We start from the raw sequence: 17,855 nt of genomic DNA on the forward strand, positions 1-17,855 counted from the left end.
ACTGCTGTCGCAGACTCCCCTCGTCTGACAGACACCCTGCACGGCCCCGAGCGACACTCTGCGCGCCCGCTCCCGACCGCACGGTGCCCGACACAGCCCGACTCATCGTCATGACGAGCGGTGCATACTGACCTCGCGTCAGGTGCACCGCTCGTCGTCGTTGCCGGACGTACGTGCACGGGCGCACGCACAGGCCCCCGGGGCCCGGTTGCGCGCGGTCCCCGAGCGTCGTCGGGTCACGGTCTGCCACCAGGCCGCGCCGACGACGGACGGCCGGCCCCGTGCTCCAGGACCGGCCGCGCGTCGGTGTCTCGTGCTCGTTGTCAGACGCCGGATCCCGTCAGGGTCTGGCCGTCGGCGTCCGGGTCGAGCGCAGTGCGTGACTCAGTCGCGGTGAGAGCTCACGCCGTCCGGACCTCAGGCCCGGTACTCGCCGTGCAGACGGACCGCTCCCCCGTCGACGCCCTTGGCGCCGCGGACGATGCCGGCGTCGGTGGCGCCGTCGTCGACGCTGACCGTGCCGAGTGTCCACGCCGGGACACCGAGCTGGGCGAGGCGGGCCAGTGCCGCGTCTGCGCCGTCGGCACCGACGACCGCGACCATGCCGACACCGAGGTTGAGGGTGTTCTCGAGGTCGCTCCACGGCACCTGGCCGAGGCCGCGGACGACGTCGAAGACCGCCGGGACGGTCCAGCTGCCACGGTCGACGGTCGCGGAGAGCCCCTGCGGGAGGACGCGTGCGAGGTTCGCCGCGAGGCCGCCGCCGGTGACGTGGGAGTAGGCGTGGACCTGGGCGCCGGCGTCGCGGGCGAGGGCGAGGCAGTCGGCGGCGTAGACGCGGGTCGGCTCGAGGAGCTCCTCGCCAAGGGTGCGGCCGAACTCCTCGACGTGGCGGTCGAGGGTCCACCCGGCGTGGCTGATGACGGCGCGGACCAGGGAGTAGCCGTTGGAGTGCAGGCCCGAGGACGCGAGGGCGATGACGACGTCGCCGTCCTGGACCTTCTCGGGGCCGAGCAGGTCGGCTGCCTCGACGACGCCGACGGCCGCACCGGCGACGTCGTACTCGTCGGGCGCGAGGAGGCCGGGGTGCTCGGCGGTCTCGCCGCCGACGAGCGCAGTGCCGGCGACCTCGCAGGCTGCGGCGATGCCGCGCACGATGTCGGCGATGCGCTCGGGCACGACCTTGCCGGTGGCGATGTAGTCGGTCATGACGAGCGGCTCGGCGCCGCAGACCACGATGTCGTCGACGACCATGCCGACGAGGTCGAAGCCGATGGTGTCGTGGATGTCGAGCGCCTGGGCGATCGCGACCTTGGTGCCGACGCCGTCGGTCGAGGACGCGAGGAGCGGGCGGTCGTAGGCCTTGAGCATCGAGACGTCGAAGAGTCCGGCGAAGCCGCCCACCCCACCGAGGACCTGCGGTCCGTGGGTGCGCGCGACGGCGGACTTCATGAGCTCGACGGCCCGGTCACCGGCCGCCGTGTCGACGCCGGCGGCTGCGTAGGTGATGCCTTCAGACACTTCGATGACTCCTGTGGTTGGCGCGGGTCGCGCGGTGGGCGCGGGCCGCTGCTGACGGTCCGTGCGGTCGGACCAGGGCTGGGTCAGGGGTGCTGCTGGGTCAGGGGTGCTGCAGGGCGCTGGCGCCGCCGGCCGAGACCGTGAGCGTCGAGAGGCCGTCCTCGGGCGCGCCGAGCGGGAGCTCGGCCTGCTCAAGGAGGTTCTTGCCGAGGCGAGCGGCGTCGGGCAGCTCGATCGGGTACGTGCCGCTGAAGCAGGCGCTGCAGAGCTGAGACTTCGGCTGCTCGGTCGCGGCGATCATGCCTTCCTCGGTGATGTACCCGAGGGTGTCGGCGCCGAGCGACTGGCCGACCTCGGCGGGGCTGAGGCCGTTGGCGATGAGCTCGGCGCGCGACGCGAAGTCGATGCCGTAGAAGCACGGCCACTTGACGGGCGGCGAGCTGATGCGCACGTGGATCTCGGCGGCGCCGGCCTCGCGGAGCATGCGGATGAGGGCGCGCTGCGTGTTCCCGCGGACGATCGAGTCGTCGACGACCACGAGGCGCTTGCCCTTGATGACGTCGCGCAGCGGGTTGAGCTTGAGGCGGATGCCCAGCTGGCGGAGGGTGTCCGACGGCTGGATGAAGGTGCGGCCGACGTAGGCGTTCTTCATGAGGCCCTGGCCGAAGGGGATGCCGGACTCCTGCGCGTACCCGACGGCTGCCGGCGTGCCGGACTCCGGGACGGGGATGACGAGGTCCGCCTCGACGGGGTGCTCGCGGGCGAGCGTACGGCCCATCTCGACGCGGGCGGCGTGGACGGAGCGGCCCTTGATGCTGGTGTCCGGGCGGGCCAGGTACACGTACTCGAAGACGCAGCCGGCGCGCTCGGGCGTCGCGAACTTCTGCGACCGCAGGCCGTCGGCATCGATGGCGATGAGCTCACCGGGCTCGACCTCGCGGACAAAGCTGGCGCCGACGATGTCGAGGGCAGGGGTCTCGCTGGCGACGACCCAGCCGCGGTCGAGACGACCGAGGACGAGCGGGCGGACGCCCTGAGGGTCGCGCGCCGCGTAGAGGGTCTTCTCGTCCATGAAGACGAGGCTGAAGGCGCCGCGGAGGCGCGGGAGGACCTCCATGGCCGTCTGCTCGAGGGTGTGGTCGTCGTCGCCCGCGAGCAGCGCGGTGACCAGGGCCGTGTCGGTCGTGTTGCCACGGGCGAGCTCTCCGCGGCGCTGGGCGCCGTAACGCTCGGCTACGAGGTCGACGAGCTCGGCGCTGTTGACGAGGTTGCCGTTGTGCCCGAGGGCCACTGTGCCGGCTGCCGTCGCACCGAGGGTCGGCTGGGCGTTCTCCCAGGTGACACCACCGGTGGTCGAGTACCGGCAGTGCCCGACCGCGATGTGCCCGGTCAGGGCGTTGAGGGCGGTCTCGTCGAACACCTGGGACACGAGTCCCATGTCCTTGTAGACGAGGATCTGCTGACCGTTGCTGGTCGCGATCCCGGCCGATTCTTGCCCTCGGTGCTGCAACGCGTACAGCCCGAAGTAGGCAAGCTTGGCGACCTCTTCGCCGGGAGCCCAGACACCGAAGACGCCGCAAGCGTCCTGGGGGCCTTTCTCGCCAGGCATGAGGTCGTGGTTCAGAAGTCCATCTCCGCGGGGGGCCACGACCCCAGTGTCCCACAGAGCAGGCGGTGGGCACAGATCGCCCGGTACCTCGTGAGACGGCGACGGGGCCTCGAGTCGCACTCGGCCGTCGGCGGGCCTCCGGCGAGCGTCTGGTCTCGGAGGACGACCTCCCCTGACGGGGCGACCTGCGTCAGCAGGTCAGCGCTCCGTGGCCGCCTTGCGCTGCTGTGCGGCGCGCTTCGCGCCACGGCGGTCCACCAGGGCAGCGAGGGCACCGGCGAGGAGCACGGTGACGAGGGTGGTCCCGAGAACCGTGACGACGACGTAGATCCACCGGTTGACCATGCCGTCGTAGGACAGACCCAGACCGAAGATCACACCGAGGACGATGCCGACGAGCGCGCCCGTCCAGAAGAAGCCCTTGTACCGCGGTGCGCGGCGGACCGTCGCGGGCTGCGCTGTCGCCGCGATCGCGGCGAGCTGCTCGTCCGAGAGCGGACCGTCGGCCGGGATCGCGACGACAGGTCGGGCAGAGGGCTGCCCCGTCGCGACCGGCTGGGCTGCGACATCCGGCTGGACGTCGGCATCCGACTGAGCAACGACGTCCTGCTGATCAACGACGTCCTGCTGAGCTGGGACGACCGGCTGATCAACGACGTCCGGCTGAGCATCGCGGACGGTCCGAGCCACGGCGTCGTCTGTCCCAGCGGTGTCGTCGGAGGACGCTGGCGCGGCGGTGTCGACCGGCTGGTCCGGCACGGCCGGCTCGGGCTGAGAGGGAGTGGAGCTCACACGTCCAGCCTACGTGCTCGCACCAGCTCGACCGGCCCGAGCATCTCGGCACCGCCAGGCTCGGTGCTCACGGCGCCGGAGCTCCCGCCTGACACCTCAGGGCCCGGTAGGGGTCTCGGGGTCCGAGGGCAGCGCATGGCGTGCGACACCGTCCGTGGCGTCGTCCTTCTCGCGGGGACCGGCATCTTGGCTCTTCCGGCGGGGAACGGGGATGAAGAGGAAGATCAGCGCGCCGGCGACGATGATCGCGCGTCCGGTGATGGACTGGGCGAAGGTGAAGGCCTCGGCAGCAGCACCGGTGAGGGCGAGCCTAGGGGTGCCCTCGACCTGGTCCTGGCTCACGGGCTGGGGGTCGCGGTCGCTGTTGTTGTCACCGCGCAGCCACGCGGTCCCGTCCTCGAGGACCTCGTCGACGCGGTGGACGTAGCGGGCGTTGCCGCCGCCGGCGGTGCCGAAGGCGACGACGACGAGAGTGCCGACCTCGGTGAGCTCGTCCCCCTCGGCGGGACGGACCGAGAGCACGTCACCGACCTCGTAGACGGGCCGCATGGAGTCGGAGGTGACGTTCATGAACGTGTCCCCGGTGACGGCCCGCCAGGCGAAGGGGGCCACGAGCACGAGCAGCAGCACGACCGAGACGGTGCGCAGGACGACAAGGGTGAGGGTGCGGACCACGGGTCCACCTTTCAGGGGTTCGGGGGGTGGGTCGAGCGAGGCTCGGGGAGGGGGGTGGGTCGGCCGACGGGGCCGCAGGACGAGTAGTCCCTGCGGCCCCGTGGCTCAAGACCCGATGCGGGCTCCGTACCGACGGCACCCACTCAGTCAGACGAGACGTGAGACTCAGGCGTCCGTCTCGTCCTCGTCCTCGTCCTCGTCCTCGTCAGCGACGATCGTCAGGTACCTGACGTCCCAGTCGGCCGCGACGTTGAGCACCTGGTCGATCTCGGTGTCGGTGACCAGCAGCTCGGCCGGGTTGGGCAGGACGATGCGGACCTGGACATCGACGTCCTCGCCGACCTTGAGGACGTCCGACAGGCCGGTCACGGCGGTCAGCTCGGTCGAGTCGGCCAGCGTGCCGGCGCGACGCTCGGGGCCGTCACCGACGGTGTAGAAGACCTCGAGGTTCTCGGCGAGGACCTGGTCGATCGTGGCCGCGGTGAGGAAGTCCGCTGCGAACTGCGCGTCGAACCGACCGATGTTCGCGATGTTCCAGTCGGCCACGACCTCGTCGTGGTTGGCCGCGACGTTGAAGGTCTTGTCGATCTTGTCGCCGGTGACCCGGAGAAGAGCCTCCTCGCGCGGGTCCACAGGGTTAGGCACGGTCGCCTGGAACTGGTTGCCCGTGATCGACGTCAGGAGGTTGAAGTTTGCGCCGACACCGACCATGCCGGCGCCCAGAGCAACGGCCAGACCCGCCGCAAGAAGCTTCTTCTTGGGGCTACGGGTGTTCTCTCGCATGAATGTAGTGCCTTTCACGTGGGGCACCCCGAACCGGCCGTAATAAAATATCCGCGGGGTGGCGCGAGCTCGCACTTTCTGTGCGGCTTGATGTGAAAAGCCTATGAGCGCCCACGACGCCCCCGCCGGGGCTTTCCCGGATCTACGGGCCTCCGTCCGGCACATCCCCGAGAGGAACTGTCTCGACCTCCCACGAACCTCACGTGCTGCGTGCTCGCTCCGTCCCACGCAGCCCCCTGCGAGGCACCACGTAGGCGTTGTCCGTGCCTCCGAGAGGAGCCCTCGCGTCGCTCCCGGAACCCCGGTCTCGACCGCTCAGGCGAAGCCGGCGATCTCCTTGCGCCCCACGGCACCGGACTTGCGGCGGATGTTGCGCATGTGGCTCTCGACCGTCCGGACACCGACGAACAGCTCCGCGGCGATCTCGTTGTTGGACCGGCCTGCCGCCACGAGCCGGATGACCTCGCGCTCGCGCGCGGTGAAGTCCGGCTCCTCGAGAGCGGCCATCGAGCGGGCCGAGATCCCGAGCCGGTCGCCGACCGTGCGCGCCGACGCCCTCGCGCGGGCCGAGCCGTCCAGGTCCCCGGCCTCCCGGAAGAGACGGCTGGCCAGCATGAAGAAGGTCAGGGCCTCGTTCCCCGAGTCGTGCTCGTGCAGCAGCCGTGCCGCGGCCTCGACCCGCACCGGGTCGCGGTCGTGAGCGGCCGCCCGGGCGTCGAGGTACGCGGTGAACAGCGAGCCACCCAGCTCTTCGGCACGGTCCCGGAACAGCTCCGCCCCGGTCGGGTCGAAGTGGATCATCAACGACGCCATCTGCGCGACGTCGGCCGACAGCACGTACCCACGGGCGCGGGCGTCGTCGATGAGCTCGGCGAAGATGCCTGCGGCGACCTCGGTCTCACCGCTCCCTGCGACGGAGATGGCCTCAGCCCACGCGGCCGAGGCGAAGGGCAGCGCGTCGCTCGTGCCGAGCACCTGGCTCGCGTGGTCCGCGAACCCCGACGCCGCGGCCTCGTGACCGGTGCGGGTGGAGATGACCGCCATCGCGACGGGGATCGCCTTGTTCGGCGTGAAGGCCATCGGCTCGGTGACGATGCCAGACCCGAGCACGACCGCGAGCGTGTCCTGCGCCTCGTCGAGGTGACCCAGTGCGATCTGCGCCAGGGCACCGAGGTAGGAGTACCCGGCGAAGGCGACCCGGTCGAGCGTCGAGATCGCCTGCTGCATCTGCGCGGTCGCGAGCTCGAAGGCCTCGGCGAACCGACCGGTCGCGTAGAGCGCGAGACCGCGCAGGACGCCTGCTCCGATCTCCTCGCCCCGTCGCAGACCGGGCTCGGTCGCGTCGAGCACCCGCACGGCGTCGTGGGACCGTCCAGCCATCGTGAAGCAGGCGGCGAGGACGACGCTCGCGACCTGCCCGTCGAACCCGGTCCGCGCCGCACGGGGCTCGAGGAGCTCGGCGAAGGACGCGTCGAGGCCCTCGTTCTCCCACCGGAGCAGGTGCGTCAGGGTGTCGAGAGCCTCGGCGTGCTCGAAGCCGTCGGGGACGTCGTCGACGAGCGGTCGCACCGCCTCGGCGACCGTCGCGCCGAGCGTGAGGAGCCACCGCGAGTGGACGTGCCGCAGGCGGACCTCGTCGACGGGATCCGTGGTGTCGTCCCGCACCACGCCGACGAAGACGCGCTCGAACTCTTCCGGGTCGTTCTGCCCGGACAGCTGGAGGTGGAGGTACCGCACGGCGCTCGCGTAGTCGCGAGAGGCCTCCCACCGGGCACGGGCGCTCGCCAGCTCGTGCGTGTAGGACTCGGTGAACATCCGGACGACGACCGGCACGTCGACGCTGCGGACCGCACCGCGTCGACGCTCCTCCTCGGCCACGTGCACGATGGGCCGCGGTGACCCGAGGCGGGCGAGCAGCCGGTCTCGCTCGACGTGGTCGAGCTGCTGGCTCGCACCCTCGAGCGCGGCGACCGCGGTCGCGAGGATCCGGTGCCGGCGGGCGGTCACCGGCTGGTGGAGGTAGTAGTCGCCGATGCCCGGCGGGTGCACCCCGACCACGGGGCGGCGGTCGGTGCCGACCGAGGTGAGCCGGACGAGCCGGTGCCCCTCGAGCTCCTCGACCAGGTCGTCTCCCAGCAGCACCCAGGCCGCCTGGAGGTCCATCGTCCCCGCGACCGCGAGCATCTCGACGGCGTCGCGGACCTGGGGGGTGTACGAGTGCAGCAACGACTCGTAGGCATCGCCCGCGTCGTCCGACCACACCGTCGGACCGAGAGTCCACTGGTCCCCCTTGCGCCGCACCTGCCCCTGGGCGAGCGCCCCGTCGAGCAGCACGACGGCGAGCCCCGGGATGCCCGCAGACTCGGCGTGGATCCGCGCTGTGACGGCCGGGGAGAGCGTGCCGTCGACACGCTCCTCGAGAACGGCGTGGAGGGCCTCGAGACGCAGCTCTTTGAGAGACACCTGGATCACCGAGCGGGCGACCGTCGCCAGGACCTTGTCCGAGGCCCCGGCCCGTCGCAGACGCGACGAGACCACCGGGCTGCCGACGAGGTTGGAGGCCGAGACGAGGACGCCCCACGACGTCTCGTCGAGGAGGTCGCTGTCGTCGACGACCACCACGCTCCGGCTCTCCGCGAGGAACTCGACCAGGGCGTCGCGGATCGCGACCGTGGAGCGGTCGTCGCCCGAGGTCATGTCCCGGTAGACCGGCGGCAGGACCGACGCGACCGCCTCGAGCGGGAGCAGAGCCCCCATGCCGCTCACCGCGAGCACGTCGAAGCCGAGGTCGGCCAGGGCCGCGCGGACGTAGCCGAGCACCTGGGTCCGCCCTGACCACCGCCCACCGAGGACCTCGACGCTCGAGCCGTCCGTCACCAGCTGGACGATCCGCTGGACCTCGTGCGCATGGGCCGAGACCGCGGACAGCTCGGGCCCCCGGTCGGGCTCGCTCCGGCGGGGCTCGTCTCGGCTCGGAGAAGGATCGTTCCGACGGTATGGGTTCATCGTCTCTACCAACCTCAGCGGGACCTCGTCGCCGGCCTTCACGACGTCAGGGAATTCTTCACCAAAGGTCAGCATAGCGAACGCCGAGGGCGGCATTCGCGAACCGCGGAGCCCTCCTCGGGAAAATGGCGCCACCAGCCCGTCCGTCGGGCGAGAAACCGGACCGCCCGAGAATGCGGGAGCGCTCGACCTCACATTGTTCGTCAACGCGGGCTGCCGTCCCCCGCCTAGATGATCAACCACGCCCACAGGACGAGCACCACCCCGCTCCCGCTGAGGATCACCAGAGCCAACCGCTGCTCGCCGTCCACAGGACCTCCTCGCGCCGAACCGTCGGCACCGGGGCGGTCGCCCGGGCCGTGTCGCGCGGCGACCCGCTGCCTCACGGCGTCGCGCGACCGGCCGGATCTCGGGCACCCCCGGGAGGACCGGCCTCACGCAGACCGTATCGGCATACATGGTAGTTTCTGGCCATATGTGGTGCCGCGGACGTGAACGAGCTGAAGACGGCCTCGCCCGTGCCCGTCCCCGAGGCGGGACGGTGAGCCAGGACCCGGCGCAGGCGCGCCGGAGCACCACGCGAGCCACCGGCACCACGGGAGCCGCTGCGCCCGGCGCAGCCACGAGCCCCACGCGCCCGTCCGACGTGGCCCCGCCCCCGAGCGTGTCGGAGACCTTCGCCGCGGCGAGCCACCACGTGCTGCTCACCGCGACCCTCGCGCTGCTCGCGATCGGCCAGACGATGATCCTCTCGGCGTCGTCGGTCGACTCGCTGGCACGCGGCAGGTCTCCGTTCGCGCTCGCCCTCGAGCAGAGCCGCTACGCGCTCGTCGGGCTCGTGGTCCTGGCTGTCGCCTCTCGGGTCCCCACCCGGGTGTACCGCCGGGTCGCAGCGCCTGCGCTGGTCGTGGCCCTCGGGCTCCAGGTGCTCGTGCACACGTCGCTCGCAGTCGGCGAGGGGGTGCGCCGCAGCTGGATCACGATCGGCCCGGTGACGGGCCAGCCCGCCGAGGCGCTGAAGATCGGGCTGGTGCTGTGGCTCGGCACCGTCCTCGCACGCCGCCAGCACCGGATCGGCGACTGGCGCACCGCAGCGTTCCCGGCGCTGCCCGGAGCAGGCCTGGCCATCGCCCTCACGCTCCTCGGGCACGACGTCGGCACCTCCCTGGTCATGGCGGCGCTCGTCGCAGGGGCGCTGTTCGTGGCCGGCGCGCCGCTGCGTCTCTTCGCGGCCGCCGGCGCCGGGGCTGCGGTCGTGTTCGGCGGGCTCGCCCTCGCGGCACCCCGCCGCGTGCAGCGCATCAGCGACTGGCTGGGGAGCGACTGCGACCCGCTCGGCAGCTGCTACCAGGCGACGCAGGGGCTGCGGGCCCTCGGGTCCGGTGGGTGGACCGGCGTCGGGCTCGGCCAGTCGCGGCAGAAGTGGTCCTACCTGCCCGAGCCGCACAACGACTTCATCTTCGCGATCGTCGGCGAAGAGCTCGGCGTGCTGGGCATGCTGCTGGTGCTCGCCCTGGTCGGTGCCCTCGCATTCGCGATGATCCGCGTGATCGCCCGGCACACCGACCCCTTCGCGCGGATCGTCACCGGCGGTGTGCTCGGGTGGGTCCTCGCCCAGGCCTTCGTCAACATCGGGACCGTCGTCGGCCTCGCCCCGGTGATCGGGGTACCGCTCCCGCTCGTCTCGGCCGGCGGCTCGTCCCTGGTCACGACGCTCCTGGCGATCGGCATCGTGCTGTCCTTCGCCCGGACTGAGCCCGGCGCCCCCGAGGCGCTCGCCTCCCGCCCCGGTGTGCTGCGCCGCTCCCGCGTGGTGCTCGGCCGACGACGCCGGGGCTGATCGCCCGACGCCACTTGACCCTCACGCAGCGTGAGGCTGCACGCTCGTGCCATGACCACGCACTCCACGACCGCGAACTTCGACGCCTTCGACATCAGCCCCGTCCCCGCCCCCGGCCCTCACGCCGTCTCCCCCGGCACCTATCGCGGCATCTACGGCATGCCCATGTTCGTCACCGTCCCCACGAGCGACCTGGCCGCCTCGGTCGACTTCTGGGTCTCGGGGCTCGGCTTCGTCGACCTCTTCACCGTCCCCGGACAGCTGACGCACGTGCGCCGCTGGGCGTTCCAGGACGCCCTCCTCGTGCCGACCGGCAGCGCGACCGAGGCCCCCGCGGTGACGGTGAGCTTCGCCTGCGTCCTCAGCGAGATCGAGGGCATCGCACAGGCGTGCGCCACGCTGCTCCCCGGGTGCACCACCGGCCCGCGGAGCACCCCGTGGAACACGGTCGACCTCGAGATCACCACCCCGGAGAACGCCCGCGTCATCATGACCGCCGCCCGCGAGCTCGACGTCACCGGCCCCGAGGCCCGGTACCTCGAGGACGCGGGTTTCGAGATCCCCCGCCCGTGAGGAGGCTGCCGTGAGGAGGCGAACCGACGCGGGTACCGCGCCACCGGCGCCGGCGACCCGGCCCGCTGCCAGACTGGGAGCCATGACCGAGCACCCTGGCACCCGCCCGTCAGCCGGCAGCGCGACCGACCACGTCACCGACCGCACCGTCGGTGACGTGGCGCGCCTCGCCGGGGTCACCGTCCGGACGCTCCACCACTGGGACACGATCGGGCTCGTCGCACCGTCCGGCCGGTCCTCGGGCGGGTACCGGCTCTACCGGGCGGCAGACGTCGCCCGCGTCCACCGGGTGCTCCTCTACCGCGAGCTCGGGCTCCCGCTCGAGCGCATCAGCGAGCTGCTCGACGCTCCCGGCGCCACCTCGGCGGCGACGCTGCGTGAGCAGCGGGCCGAGCTTGCCGCGCACATCTCCCGGCTGCAGTCGATGGTCGTCGCGGTCGACCGCCTCGTCGAGGCCGCCGACCGCGGGATACTGCTGTCCGACGAGGAGCAGGTCGCGATCTTCGGCGACGGGTGGCAGCCGTCGTGGGTGGCCGAGGCGCACGACCGCTGGGGCGACTCGACGCAGTGGGCCGAGTACGCCGAGCGCTCCGCGAGCATGGACGCCGACGACTGGCAACAGGTGGCCGACCGCGCGGCCGCACTGTCGCAGCGGCTCGTCGACGCGATGGCAGCCGGGGTGCAGCCCGGCTCCCCGGAGGCCGACGCCGTCGCGGAGCTGCACCGCGCGTCGATCGACGAGCACTTCACGTGCTCGCGGTCCATGCAGGTGTGCCTGGCCCGGACCTACACCGACGACCCGCGCTTCCGCGCGCACTACGAGGGCCTGTCCCCCGGGCTGGCAGCCTGGCTGCGCGCCGTCATCGAGGAGTCGGCGAGAGCCCACGACGTCGACCCGGAGACGGCAACCTGGGAGTGAAGTCCGGGAGCGAGGGCTGAGCTCGTCAACCTGCGCCTCTCGGTCCCTCAGGCCTCTCAGCCCCCGCGCCTCTCAGCCACGGACATCTCAGCCCCGCGCCTCTCGACCTCGCAGCCGCACCGCCTGCAGCGGGAGCAGGTGCGAGATGTCGGCCCGGTCGCCCGAGGCGCTCACCCGGCCGTCACGGACGGCGTCCTGCCAGGTCACCAGCCCGCACACCAGCCCCAGCCAGGTCTCGGGGTCGGTCTCGACCACGTTGGGCGGGGTGCCGCGGGTGTGCCGAGGACCCTCGACGCACTGGACGGCGCCCCACGGCGGGACGCGCACCTCGACGGCGTGACCCGGTGCGACGTCGGCGATCTCCTCGAGGGTGAACCGGACCGCTGTGGTGACGGTGCGACGCTCGGCGTCACCGGACCGCCAGGCGGTCACGGCGGTGCGTCCCACCGCGGGGTCGGTGCGGCGTCGGACTGCCATGGGTCACCCTCCGTAGGAGAACCGGATCTTCCTGCTCTCGATCGACACCTCGGTCAGCTCGACCGCGACGGGCTCCCCGAGCGGGAGGTCGTGGGAGCCGCTGGTGAGAGTACCCCGGACGGCCGGGTCGTCGACCACGACGACGCCCTTGCGCGGGTCCTTGCCGTCGACGTCGACGACGACGCCGCGGAACGTCTCGCCGACACGGCCGGTGAGCAGCGCGGCCTCGACGATGTCGACGCCGGCCCGCTCGAAGGACGAGGCCCGCTGGCCCGAGCGCGCCATGGTCTTGGGGAGGTCCGCGAAGGCGTCGGTGACCCAGCTCGGCACACCGGCCGCGCCCTCCCCCGCGGACAGCGCGAGGCAGATCTCGGTGGTGTACCGGTCGACGAGGCGCCGCAGCGGGGCGGTCACGTGGCTGTACTCCGCGGCGATCGCCGCGTGCTCGGAGCCCTCGGGCACAGGACCGGTGAAGGCGAGGTAGCCGGCGCCGCGGAACAGCGACGTGGCCTCGTTGAGGAAGGCCGCGTCCTGCGGGACCTTCGAGTCGAGGGTGCTCAGCAGCTCCGCGTACGGCACCTCGACGGGCCAGTCGATCCCGACGGCCAGCGCGGTCCTGCGCAGGCGCTCGACGTCGCGCGGGTCGCTGGCCGGCAGGGTCCGCAGGATCCCGATCTCGCCGGCCCGCATGAGCGACGCAGCGGCGATCCCGGTGAGCAGCGAGACCTGCGCGTTCCACCCCTCGGCGGGCAGGACCGAGCGGAGCTCGATGCTGTAGGTCCCGTCCTCGTGGAGGGTGACGTTCTGCTCGGGCACGTCGATGGACACGCCGCCGCGGTCGCGCTCTCGCGCCTCGCGCAGCGCGCCGACCTCGCGCAGCAGGACGAGGTTCTCGTCGGCTGTCCCGGCGTCGAGGGCGTCCTGCACCTCGGTGTACGTCAGCTGCGCCCGGGAGCGGACGAGGGCGCGACGCACGGCGACGTCGACGATCTCGCCGCGGTCGTCGAGGACCACGCGCCATGCTGCTGCGGCCCGGTCGACGCCGGGCAGCAGACTCGCGCCGTCCTCGGAGAGGACGGGCGGGTGCAGGGGTGTGCGGCCGTCGGGTGCGTAGAAGGTCACGCCGCGCAGGTGCGCCTCGGTGTCGACCGCGCCGCCGGGGACCACCACGCGCCCGACGTCGGCGATGGCGTAGTCGACCACGTACCCGCCGTCGTCGCTGCGGCTCAGGTGGACGGCTTGGTCGAGGTCTTTGGAGCCCGGTGGGTCGATGGTGACGAAGGGCAGGTCGCGCAGGTCGAGGCGCGTGCCGGCGTGCTCGTCGCGGTGGACGCTGCTCGCCGCCTCGTCGAGCACCTCGGGCGGGAAGTCGTCCGGGATCGACAGCTCGGAGCGCAGCCGTGCGAAGGCGACCCGTACCCGCTCAGGGACGGTCGACGCCGGGAGGTCCAGCCGGATGTGACGTGACGGCACTCACAGACTGTACGACGCGGAGGACGCGAGCGCTGGGCGGACGTCCTGACGCCCCGCCTACGGTGCGCCTCGACGCAGCAGGCCCCGGGTGCAGACCACGACGGCCTGAACCCGGGCCCCGCGCTGAGTGCTACCTGCGGGACGAGCGGCGGGCGACGAGCGCGTCGACCGACCAGGCGCCGGGGCCTGTGAGGACGAGCGCGGCCGACGCGGCAGCCAGGACGAGGACGAGCTCGTACCCGCCGTCGGCGGCGAAGAACCCGGCCTCGAGGTGGACGATCACCAGCGCACCGACCATGGCTGCGGCGTTGAGCGCGGCGACGAGGCGGGTCCCGAGCCCGAGGAGCAGCACGACCCCGCCCACGAGCTCGAAGACGGCGAGGGCGGGCCCGGCGACGCCCGCCGCAGGGACTCCCATGTCGGCGAAGGACGACGCCGTGCCGTCGAGGGTGAAGGTGAAGACCTTCTGCGCTCCGTGCGCGATCATCACGACCGCCAGCACGACGCGGAGCAGCGCAAGCCCGGCCGACGTCGCCGCGGGCGACGAGGAGACGAGGGCAGACCGAGGGCCGGCAGCGGTCGGGTCCGTGCGGGGTGGTGTGCTGCTGTGCTGGGCGGGGTGGCTCGAAGACATCGGAGTCCTTCCGTCGGGGGGGGCGCGTGCATCAAAGGTTGCTTAGGCAACCTTTTGCACGGTACCAAGCGGCCCTTGCCGCAACCTGGGAGGTCGACGGGATGCGGTTCGACCGACGTCCAGCCCGACCTCAGACGACCCCGAGGGCGATCATCGCGTCGGCGACCTTGGTGAAGCCCGCGATGTTGGCGCCGGCCACGTAGTTGCCGGGACGGTCGTAGGCGTCGGCGGTCTCGGCGCAGCGGTCGTGGATGCCGGTCATGATGCCCTCGAGGCGGGCCTCGGTGTGCTCGAAGGTCCACGAGTCGCGGCTCGCGTTCTGCTGCATCTCGAGCGCGGACGTCGCGACGCCGCCGGCGTTCGCAGCCTTGCCGGGGGCGAAGAGCGTCCCGGCCTCCTGGAAGGCGGCGACGGCCTCGGGCGTCGCGGGCATGTTGGCGCCCTCGGCGACCGCGATCACACCGTTGGTCAGGAGCGTGCGCGCGGCAGACTCGTCGAGCTCGTTCTGCGTCGCGCAGGGCAGCGCGACCGTCGCGGGGACGTCCCAGATGCTGCCGCCCGCGACGAACTTCGCCGACCCGCGACGCTCTTCGTAGAGGTCGACGCGCCCGCGCTCGACCTCCTTGATCTGGCGCAGCAGGTCGAGGTCGACCCCGGCCTCGTCGACCACGTAGCCCGAGGAGTCGGAGAAGGCGACGACCGTCGCGCCGAGCTGCTGGGCCTTCTGGATGGCGTAGATCGCGACGTTGCCGGAGCCGGACACCACCACGCGCTGACCCTCGAGCTCGAGGCCACGCGTCTTGAGCATCTCGCGGGCGAACATCACGGTGCCGTAGCCGGTGGCCTCGGTGCGCACGAGCGACCCGCCCCAGCTGATGCCCTTGCCGGTGAGCACGCCGGACTCGTAGCGGTTGGTGATGCGCTTGTACTGGCCGAAGAGGTAGCCGATCTCGCGGCCGCCGACGCCGATGTCACCGGCGGGCACGTCCGTGTACTCGCCGATGTGCCGGTACAGCTCGGTCATGAAGGACTGGCAGAACCGCATGATCTCGCCGTCCGAGCGGCCGCGCGGGTCGAAGTCGGACCCGCCCTTGCCGCCGCCGATGGGCATGCCGGTGAGGGAGTTCTTGAACACCTGCTCGAAGCCGAGGAACTTGACGATGCCCAGGTACACCGAGGGGTGGAACCGCAGGCCGCCCTTGAAGGGGCCGAGGGCGGAGTTGAACTCGACGCGGAAGCCGCGGTTGATCTGCACGCGGTTGGCGTCGTCGACCCACGGCACCCGGAAGATGATCTGACGCTCGGGCTCGCAGATGCGCTCGAGGACCGCGGCGTCGGCGTACTGCGGGTTCTTGGCCAGGACCGGTGCGAGCGACTCGAAGACCTCGCGCACCGCCTGGTGGAACTCGGCCTCGCCGGGGTTGCGTCGCAGCACCTCGTCGAGCACGGGCGCGAGCTGTCCGTCGATCATCAGTTCTCCTCCGTCGAGCGCGGGACGCGGCTGCTTCTGGTACGTCTGTGCCACGTGGCGCCGCCAGAGTACCCCCAGCTCGCAGGCGCCCAGCCGGGCCTTTCGACCGGTGGACCGGAGCACCCGAGGAGCCGGTCTGCACACCGGACCTGAGCCGCCGGACGGTCGACCGCGAGCACGAGGCGCCCGCGGGAGTAAGGTCTCCTGCGTGCTGCCGCTGACCTTCCGCCGAGCCACCGAGGCCGACGTCCCCGACCTGCTCTCCCTCGTCACCTCCGCGTACCGCGGCGAGTCCAGCCGGCAGGGCTGGACCACCGAGGCCCACCTCCTCGAGGGGCAGCGGATCGACGCCGACCTGCTGCTGGCCGACCTCCGTGCGCCCGACAGCATCGTGGTCACCGCGCACACCGACGGGTCGCCGCACCCGGTCGACGGATGCGTGCACGTGCGTCGCACCGCGCCGTCAACCGCGTACCTCGGCATGTTCTGCGTCCGCCCCGCCGGCCAGGGGCAGGGCCTGGGCAAGCAGGTGCTCGCCGAGGCGGAGCGCCTGGTGGTCGACGAGTGGGCTGTGAGCACCGTCGAGATGACCGTGCTCGACGCCCGCACCGAGCTGCTCGCCTTCTACGAGCGCCGCGGCTACGTCCGCAGCGGGGAGCACCGCGCCTTCCCCTACGGCGACGAGCGCTTCGGCCTCCCCCAGCGCGACGACCTCCAGATGGAGATCCTCCGCAAGACTGTCGGGTGAGGACCAGCGGCTGAGGCAGCCACTGGCTCCGGTGGCACAGGCCCTGCCCCGCCCTGGAACCCCAGCCCTCAGCCCTCGGTCAGCGCCCTGACCGCCATCTCGACGCCGCGCAGCTGCGCGAGGCCCTTGAGCCGCCCGACCAGCGAGTAGCCGGGGTTGGTGCGCCGGGTGGCGTCGTCGAGCAGCTCGTGGCCGTGGTCGGGCCGCATGGGCATGCGCGGCCCGCCCTCGCGCGCTCGTCGCCGTTCCTCGGCGACCAGCAGGCTGATCACCGCGACCATGTCGGCGTCGCCGTCGATGTGCGCGGCCTCGACGAAGCTCGCGCCGTCGTCGTCGAGCTCGACCGAGCGCAGGTGCACGAAGTACACGTGCTCGGCGAGCTCGCGGGTCAGCTCGACGACGTCGTTGTCCGCGCTCGACCCGTACGAGCCGATGCACAGGGTGAGGCCGTTCGACGGCGACGGGCACGCGCCGACCACGGCCCGGGCGTCGCTCGCCGACGACACCACGCGTGGCAGGCCGAACAGCGACCGCGGCGGGTCGTCCGGGTGGATGGCCAGGCGCACGCCGACCTCCTCGGCGACCGGCACCACGTCACGCAGGAACGAGGCGAGGTTGGCGCGCAGCGTCGCCGGGTCCACGTGCGCGTACCCGGCGAGCGCGTCACGGAAGGTGTCGAGGGTGTGGTGCTCCTCAGACCCGGGGAGCCCGGCGATGATCGTGGCGGTCAGGCTGGCCCGGGCCTCGTCGTCGAGCGAGTCCGCGAACCGCCGGGCACGCGCCAGCTCGTCAGCCGTGTAGTCGGCCGCGGCCCCGGGCCGCTCGAGGACGTGCACGTCGAAGGCCGTCGCGGCGTCCACGTCGAAGCGCAGCGCGTACCCGCCGTTGGGCAGCCGGAACCGCAGGTCGGTGCGCGTCCAGTCCAGGACCGGCATGAAGTTGTAGCAGACGACGTCGAGGCCGCACTCGGCGAGGTTGCGCAGCGTCTGCTGGTACGCGGCGACGGCCTCGTCGCGCAGCGGCCCGCCGCGCTTGATGTCGTCGTGGACCGGGACGCTCTCGACCACCGACCACACCAGACCGGCGCGCTCGATGGTCTCGCGCCGCTCACGGATCGCCTCGACCGGCCAGACCTGACCGTTGGGGATGTCGTGCAAGGCCGTGACGATCCCGGTCGCGTCGGTCTGCCGGATCTCGTCGAGGGTGATGGGGTCGGAGGGGCCGAACCAGCGCCAGGTGTGCTCCACGGGTCAGACCGTCCTGATCGCGCGGCGGGCGGCGGGCTGTGGGGTTCGAGACGTCATCGTCGGGTCCTTCGGTCGGTGCCCGCGGGG

At 72.1% G+C, this 17,855-nt stretch carries 15 protein-coding genes; 4 read left to right on the forward strand and 11 right to left on the reverse strand.

Annotated features, from left to right (window positions below):
• Positions 1-417: 417 nt before the first annotated feature.
• The 6 genes from purM to SKED_RS16760 form a co-directional block, all read right to left on the reverse strand.
• Positions 418-1,521, reverse strand: coding sequence for a phosphoribosylformylglycinamidine cyclo-ligase (gene purM, locus SKED_RS16735; RefSeq protein ID WP_012868367.1), 1,104 nt, complete (start codon positions 1,519-1,521; stop codon positions 418-420).
• A 100-nt stretch (positions 1,522-1,621) separates the two neighbouring features.
• Positions 1,622-3,169 carry an amidophosphoribosyltransferase gene (purF, locus tag SKED_RS16740; protein ID WP_012868368.1) on the reverse strand — a complete coding sequence of 516 codons (1,548 nt, stop codon included), beginning with the start codon at positions 3,167-3,169 and terminating at the stop codon, positions 1,622-1,624.
• A gap of 159 nt (positions 3,170-3,328) precedes the next feature.
• Entirely contained in the window at positions 3,329-3,922 is a 594-nt protein-coding gene (locus SKED_RS16745) for a hypothetical protein (protein WP_143755811.1), read from the reverse strand.
• A gap of 96 nt (positions 3,923-4,018) precedes the next feature.
• A complete protein-coding gene (locus SKED_RS16750) occupies positions 4,019-4,597 on the reverse strand; it encodes a S24/S26 family peptidase (RefSeq protein WP_012868370.1) in 579 nt (192 codons plus the stop codon).
• Between the two features lie 165 nt (positions 4,598-4,762).
• Entirely contained in the window at positions 4,763-5,380 is a 618-nt protein-coding gene (locus tag SKED_RS16755; protein ID WP_143755813.1) for a hypothetical protein, read from the reverse strand.
• Positions 5,381-5,695: 315 nt separating this feature from the next.
• Positions 5,696-8,386: a helix-turn-helix transcriptional regulator gene (locus SKED_RS16760; protein ID WP_143755814.1), complete on the reverse strand. Its 2,691-nt coding sequence runs from the start codon at positions 8,384-8,386 to the stop codon at positions 5,696-5,698.
• Between the two features lie 541 nt (positions 8,387-8,927).
• Between SKED_RS16760 and SKED_RS16765 the strand changes: the two genes are divergently transcribed.
• From SKED_RS16765 to SKED_RS16775, 3 genes are all read left to right on the forward strand, one after another.
• Positions 8,928-10,226 (forward strand): FtsW/RodA/SpoVE family cell cycle protein, encoded by a 1,299-nt coding sequence (locus SKED_RS16765; RefSeq protein ID WP_012868373.1) that lies wholly within the window; start codon positions 8,928-8,930, stop codon positions 10,224-10,226.
• A 51-nt stretch (positions 10,227-10,277) separates the two neighbouring features.
• Positions 10,278-10,799, forward strand: coding sequence for a glycosyl transferase (locus SKED_RS16770; protein WP_012868374.1), 522 nt, complete (start codon positions 10,278-10,280; stop codon positions 10,797-10,799).
• Positions 10,800-10,881: 82 nt separating this feature from the next.
• A complete protein-coding gene (locus tag SKED_RS16775; protein WP_012868375.1) occupies positions 10,882-11,718 on the forward strand; it encodes a MerR family transcriptional regulator in 837 nt (278 codons plus the stop codon).
• An 87-nt stretch (positions 11,719-11,805) separates the two neighbouring features.
• On the opposite strand, the gene SKED_RS16780 is transcribed toward SKED_RS16775, so the two are convergent.
• From SKED_RS16780 to gdhA, 4 genes are all read right to left on the reverse strand, one after another.
• Positions 11,806-12,195 carry a sterol carrier family protein gene (locus SKED_RS16780; protein ID WP_012868376.1) on the reverse strand — a complete coding sequence of 130 codons (390 nt, stop codon included), beginning with the start codon at positions 12,193-12,195 and terminating at the stop codon, positions 11,806-11,808.
• A gap of 3 nt (positions 12,196-12,198) precedes the next feature.
• The gene (locus SKED_RS16785) at positions 12,199-13,668 is read right to left on the reverse strand and encodes an RNB domain-containing ribonuclease (RefSeq protein WP_012868377.1); all 1,470 of its coding nucleotides are present in this window, start codon (positions 13,666-13,668) and stop codon (positions 12,199-12,201) included.
• A 130-nt stretch (positions 13,669-13,798) separates the two neighbouring features.
• Positions 13,799-14,302 carry a DoxX family protein gene (locus SKED_RS16790; RefSeq protein ID WP_012868378.1) on the reverse strand — a complete coding sequence of 168 codons (504 nt, stop codon included), beginning with the start codon at positions 14,300-14,302 and terminating at the stop codon, positions 13,799-13,801.
• 130 nt (positions 14,303-14,432) lie between these two features.
• On the reverse strand, positions 14,433-15,773 hold the full coding sequence (gene gdhA / locus SKED_RS16795) for an NADP-specific glutamate dehydrogenase (RefSeq protein ID WP_012868379.1): 1,341 nt from the start codon (positions 15,771-15,773) through the stop codon (positions 14,433-14,435).
• 208 nt (positions 15,774-15,981) lie between these two features.
• Here gdhA and SKED_RS16800 point away from each other — a divergent pair, with 208 nt between their 5' ends.
• Entirely contained in the window at positions 15,982-16,521 is a 540-nt protein-coding gene (locus SKED_RS16800; protein WP_012868380.1) for a GNAT family N-acetyltransferase, read from the forward strand.
• A 68-nt stretch (positions 16,522-16,589) separates the two neighbouring features.
• Here SKED_RS16800 and uxuA read toward each other — a convergent pair whose 3' ends face one another.
• Complete coding sequence (gene uxuA / locus SKED_RS16805; RefSeq protein ID WP_012868381.1) at positions 16,590-17,768, reverse strand: mannonate dehydratase; 1,179 nt, start codon at positions 17,766-17,768, stop codon at positions 16,590-16,592.
• Positions 17,769-17,855 lie beyond the last annotated feature (87 nt).

Source organism: Sanguibacter keddieii DSM 10542 (assembly GCF_000024925.1).
GTDB classification, from domain to species: Bacteria; Actinomycetota; Actinomycetes; order Actinomycetales; family Cellulomonadaceae; genus Sanguibacter; species Sanguibacter keddieii.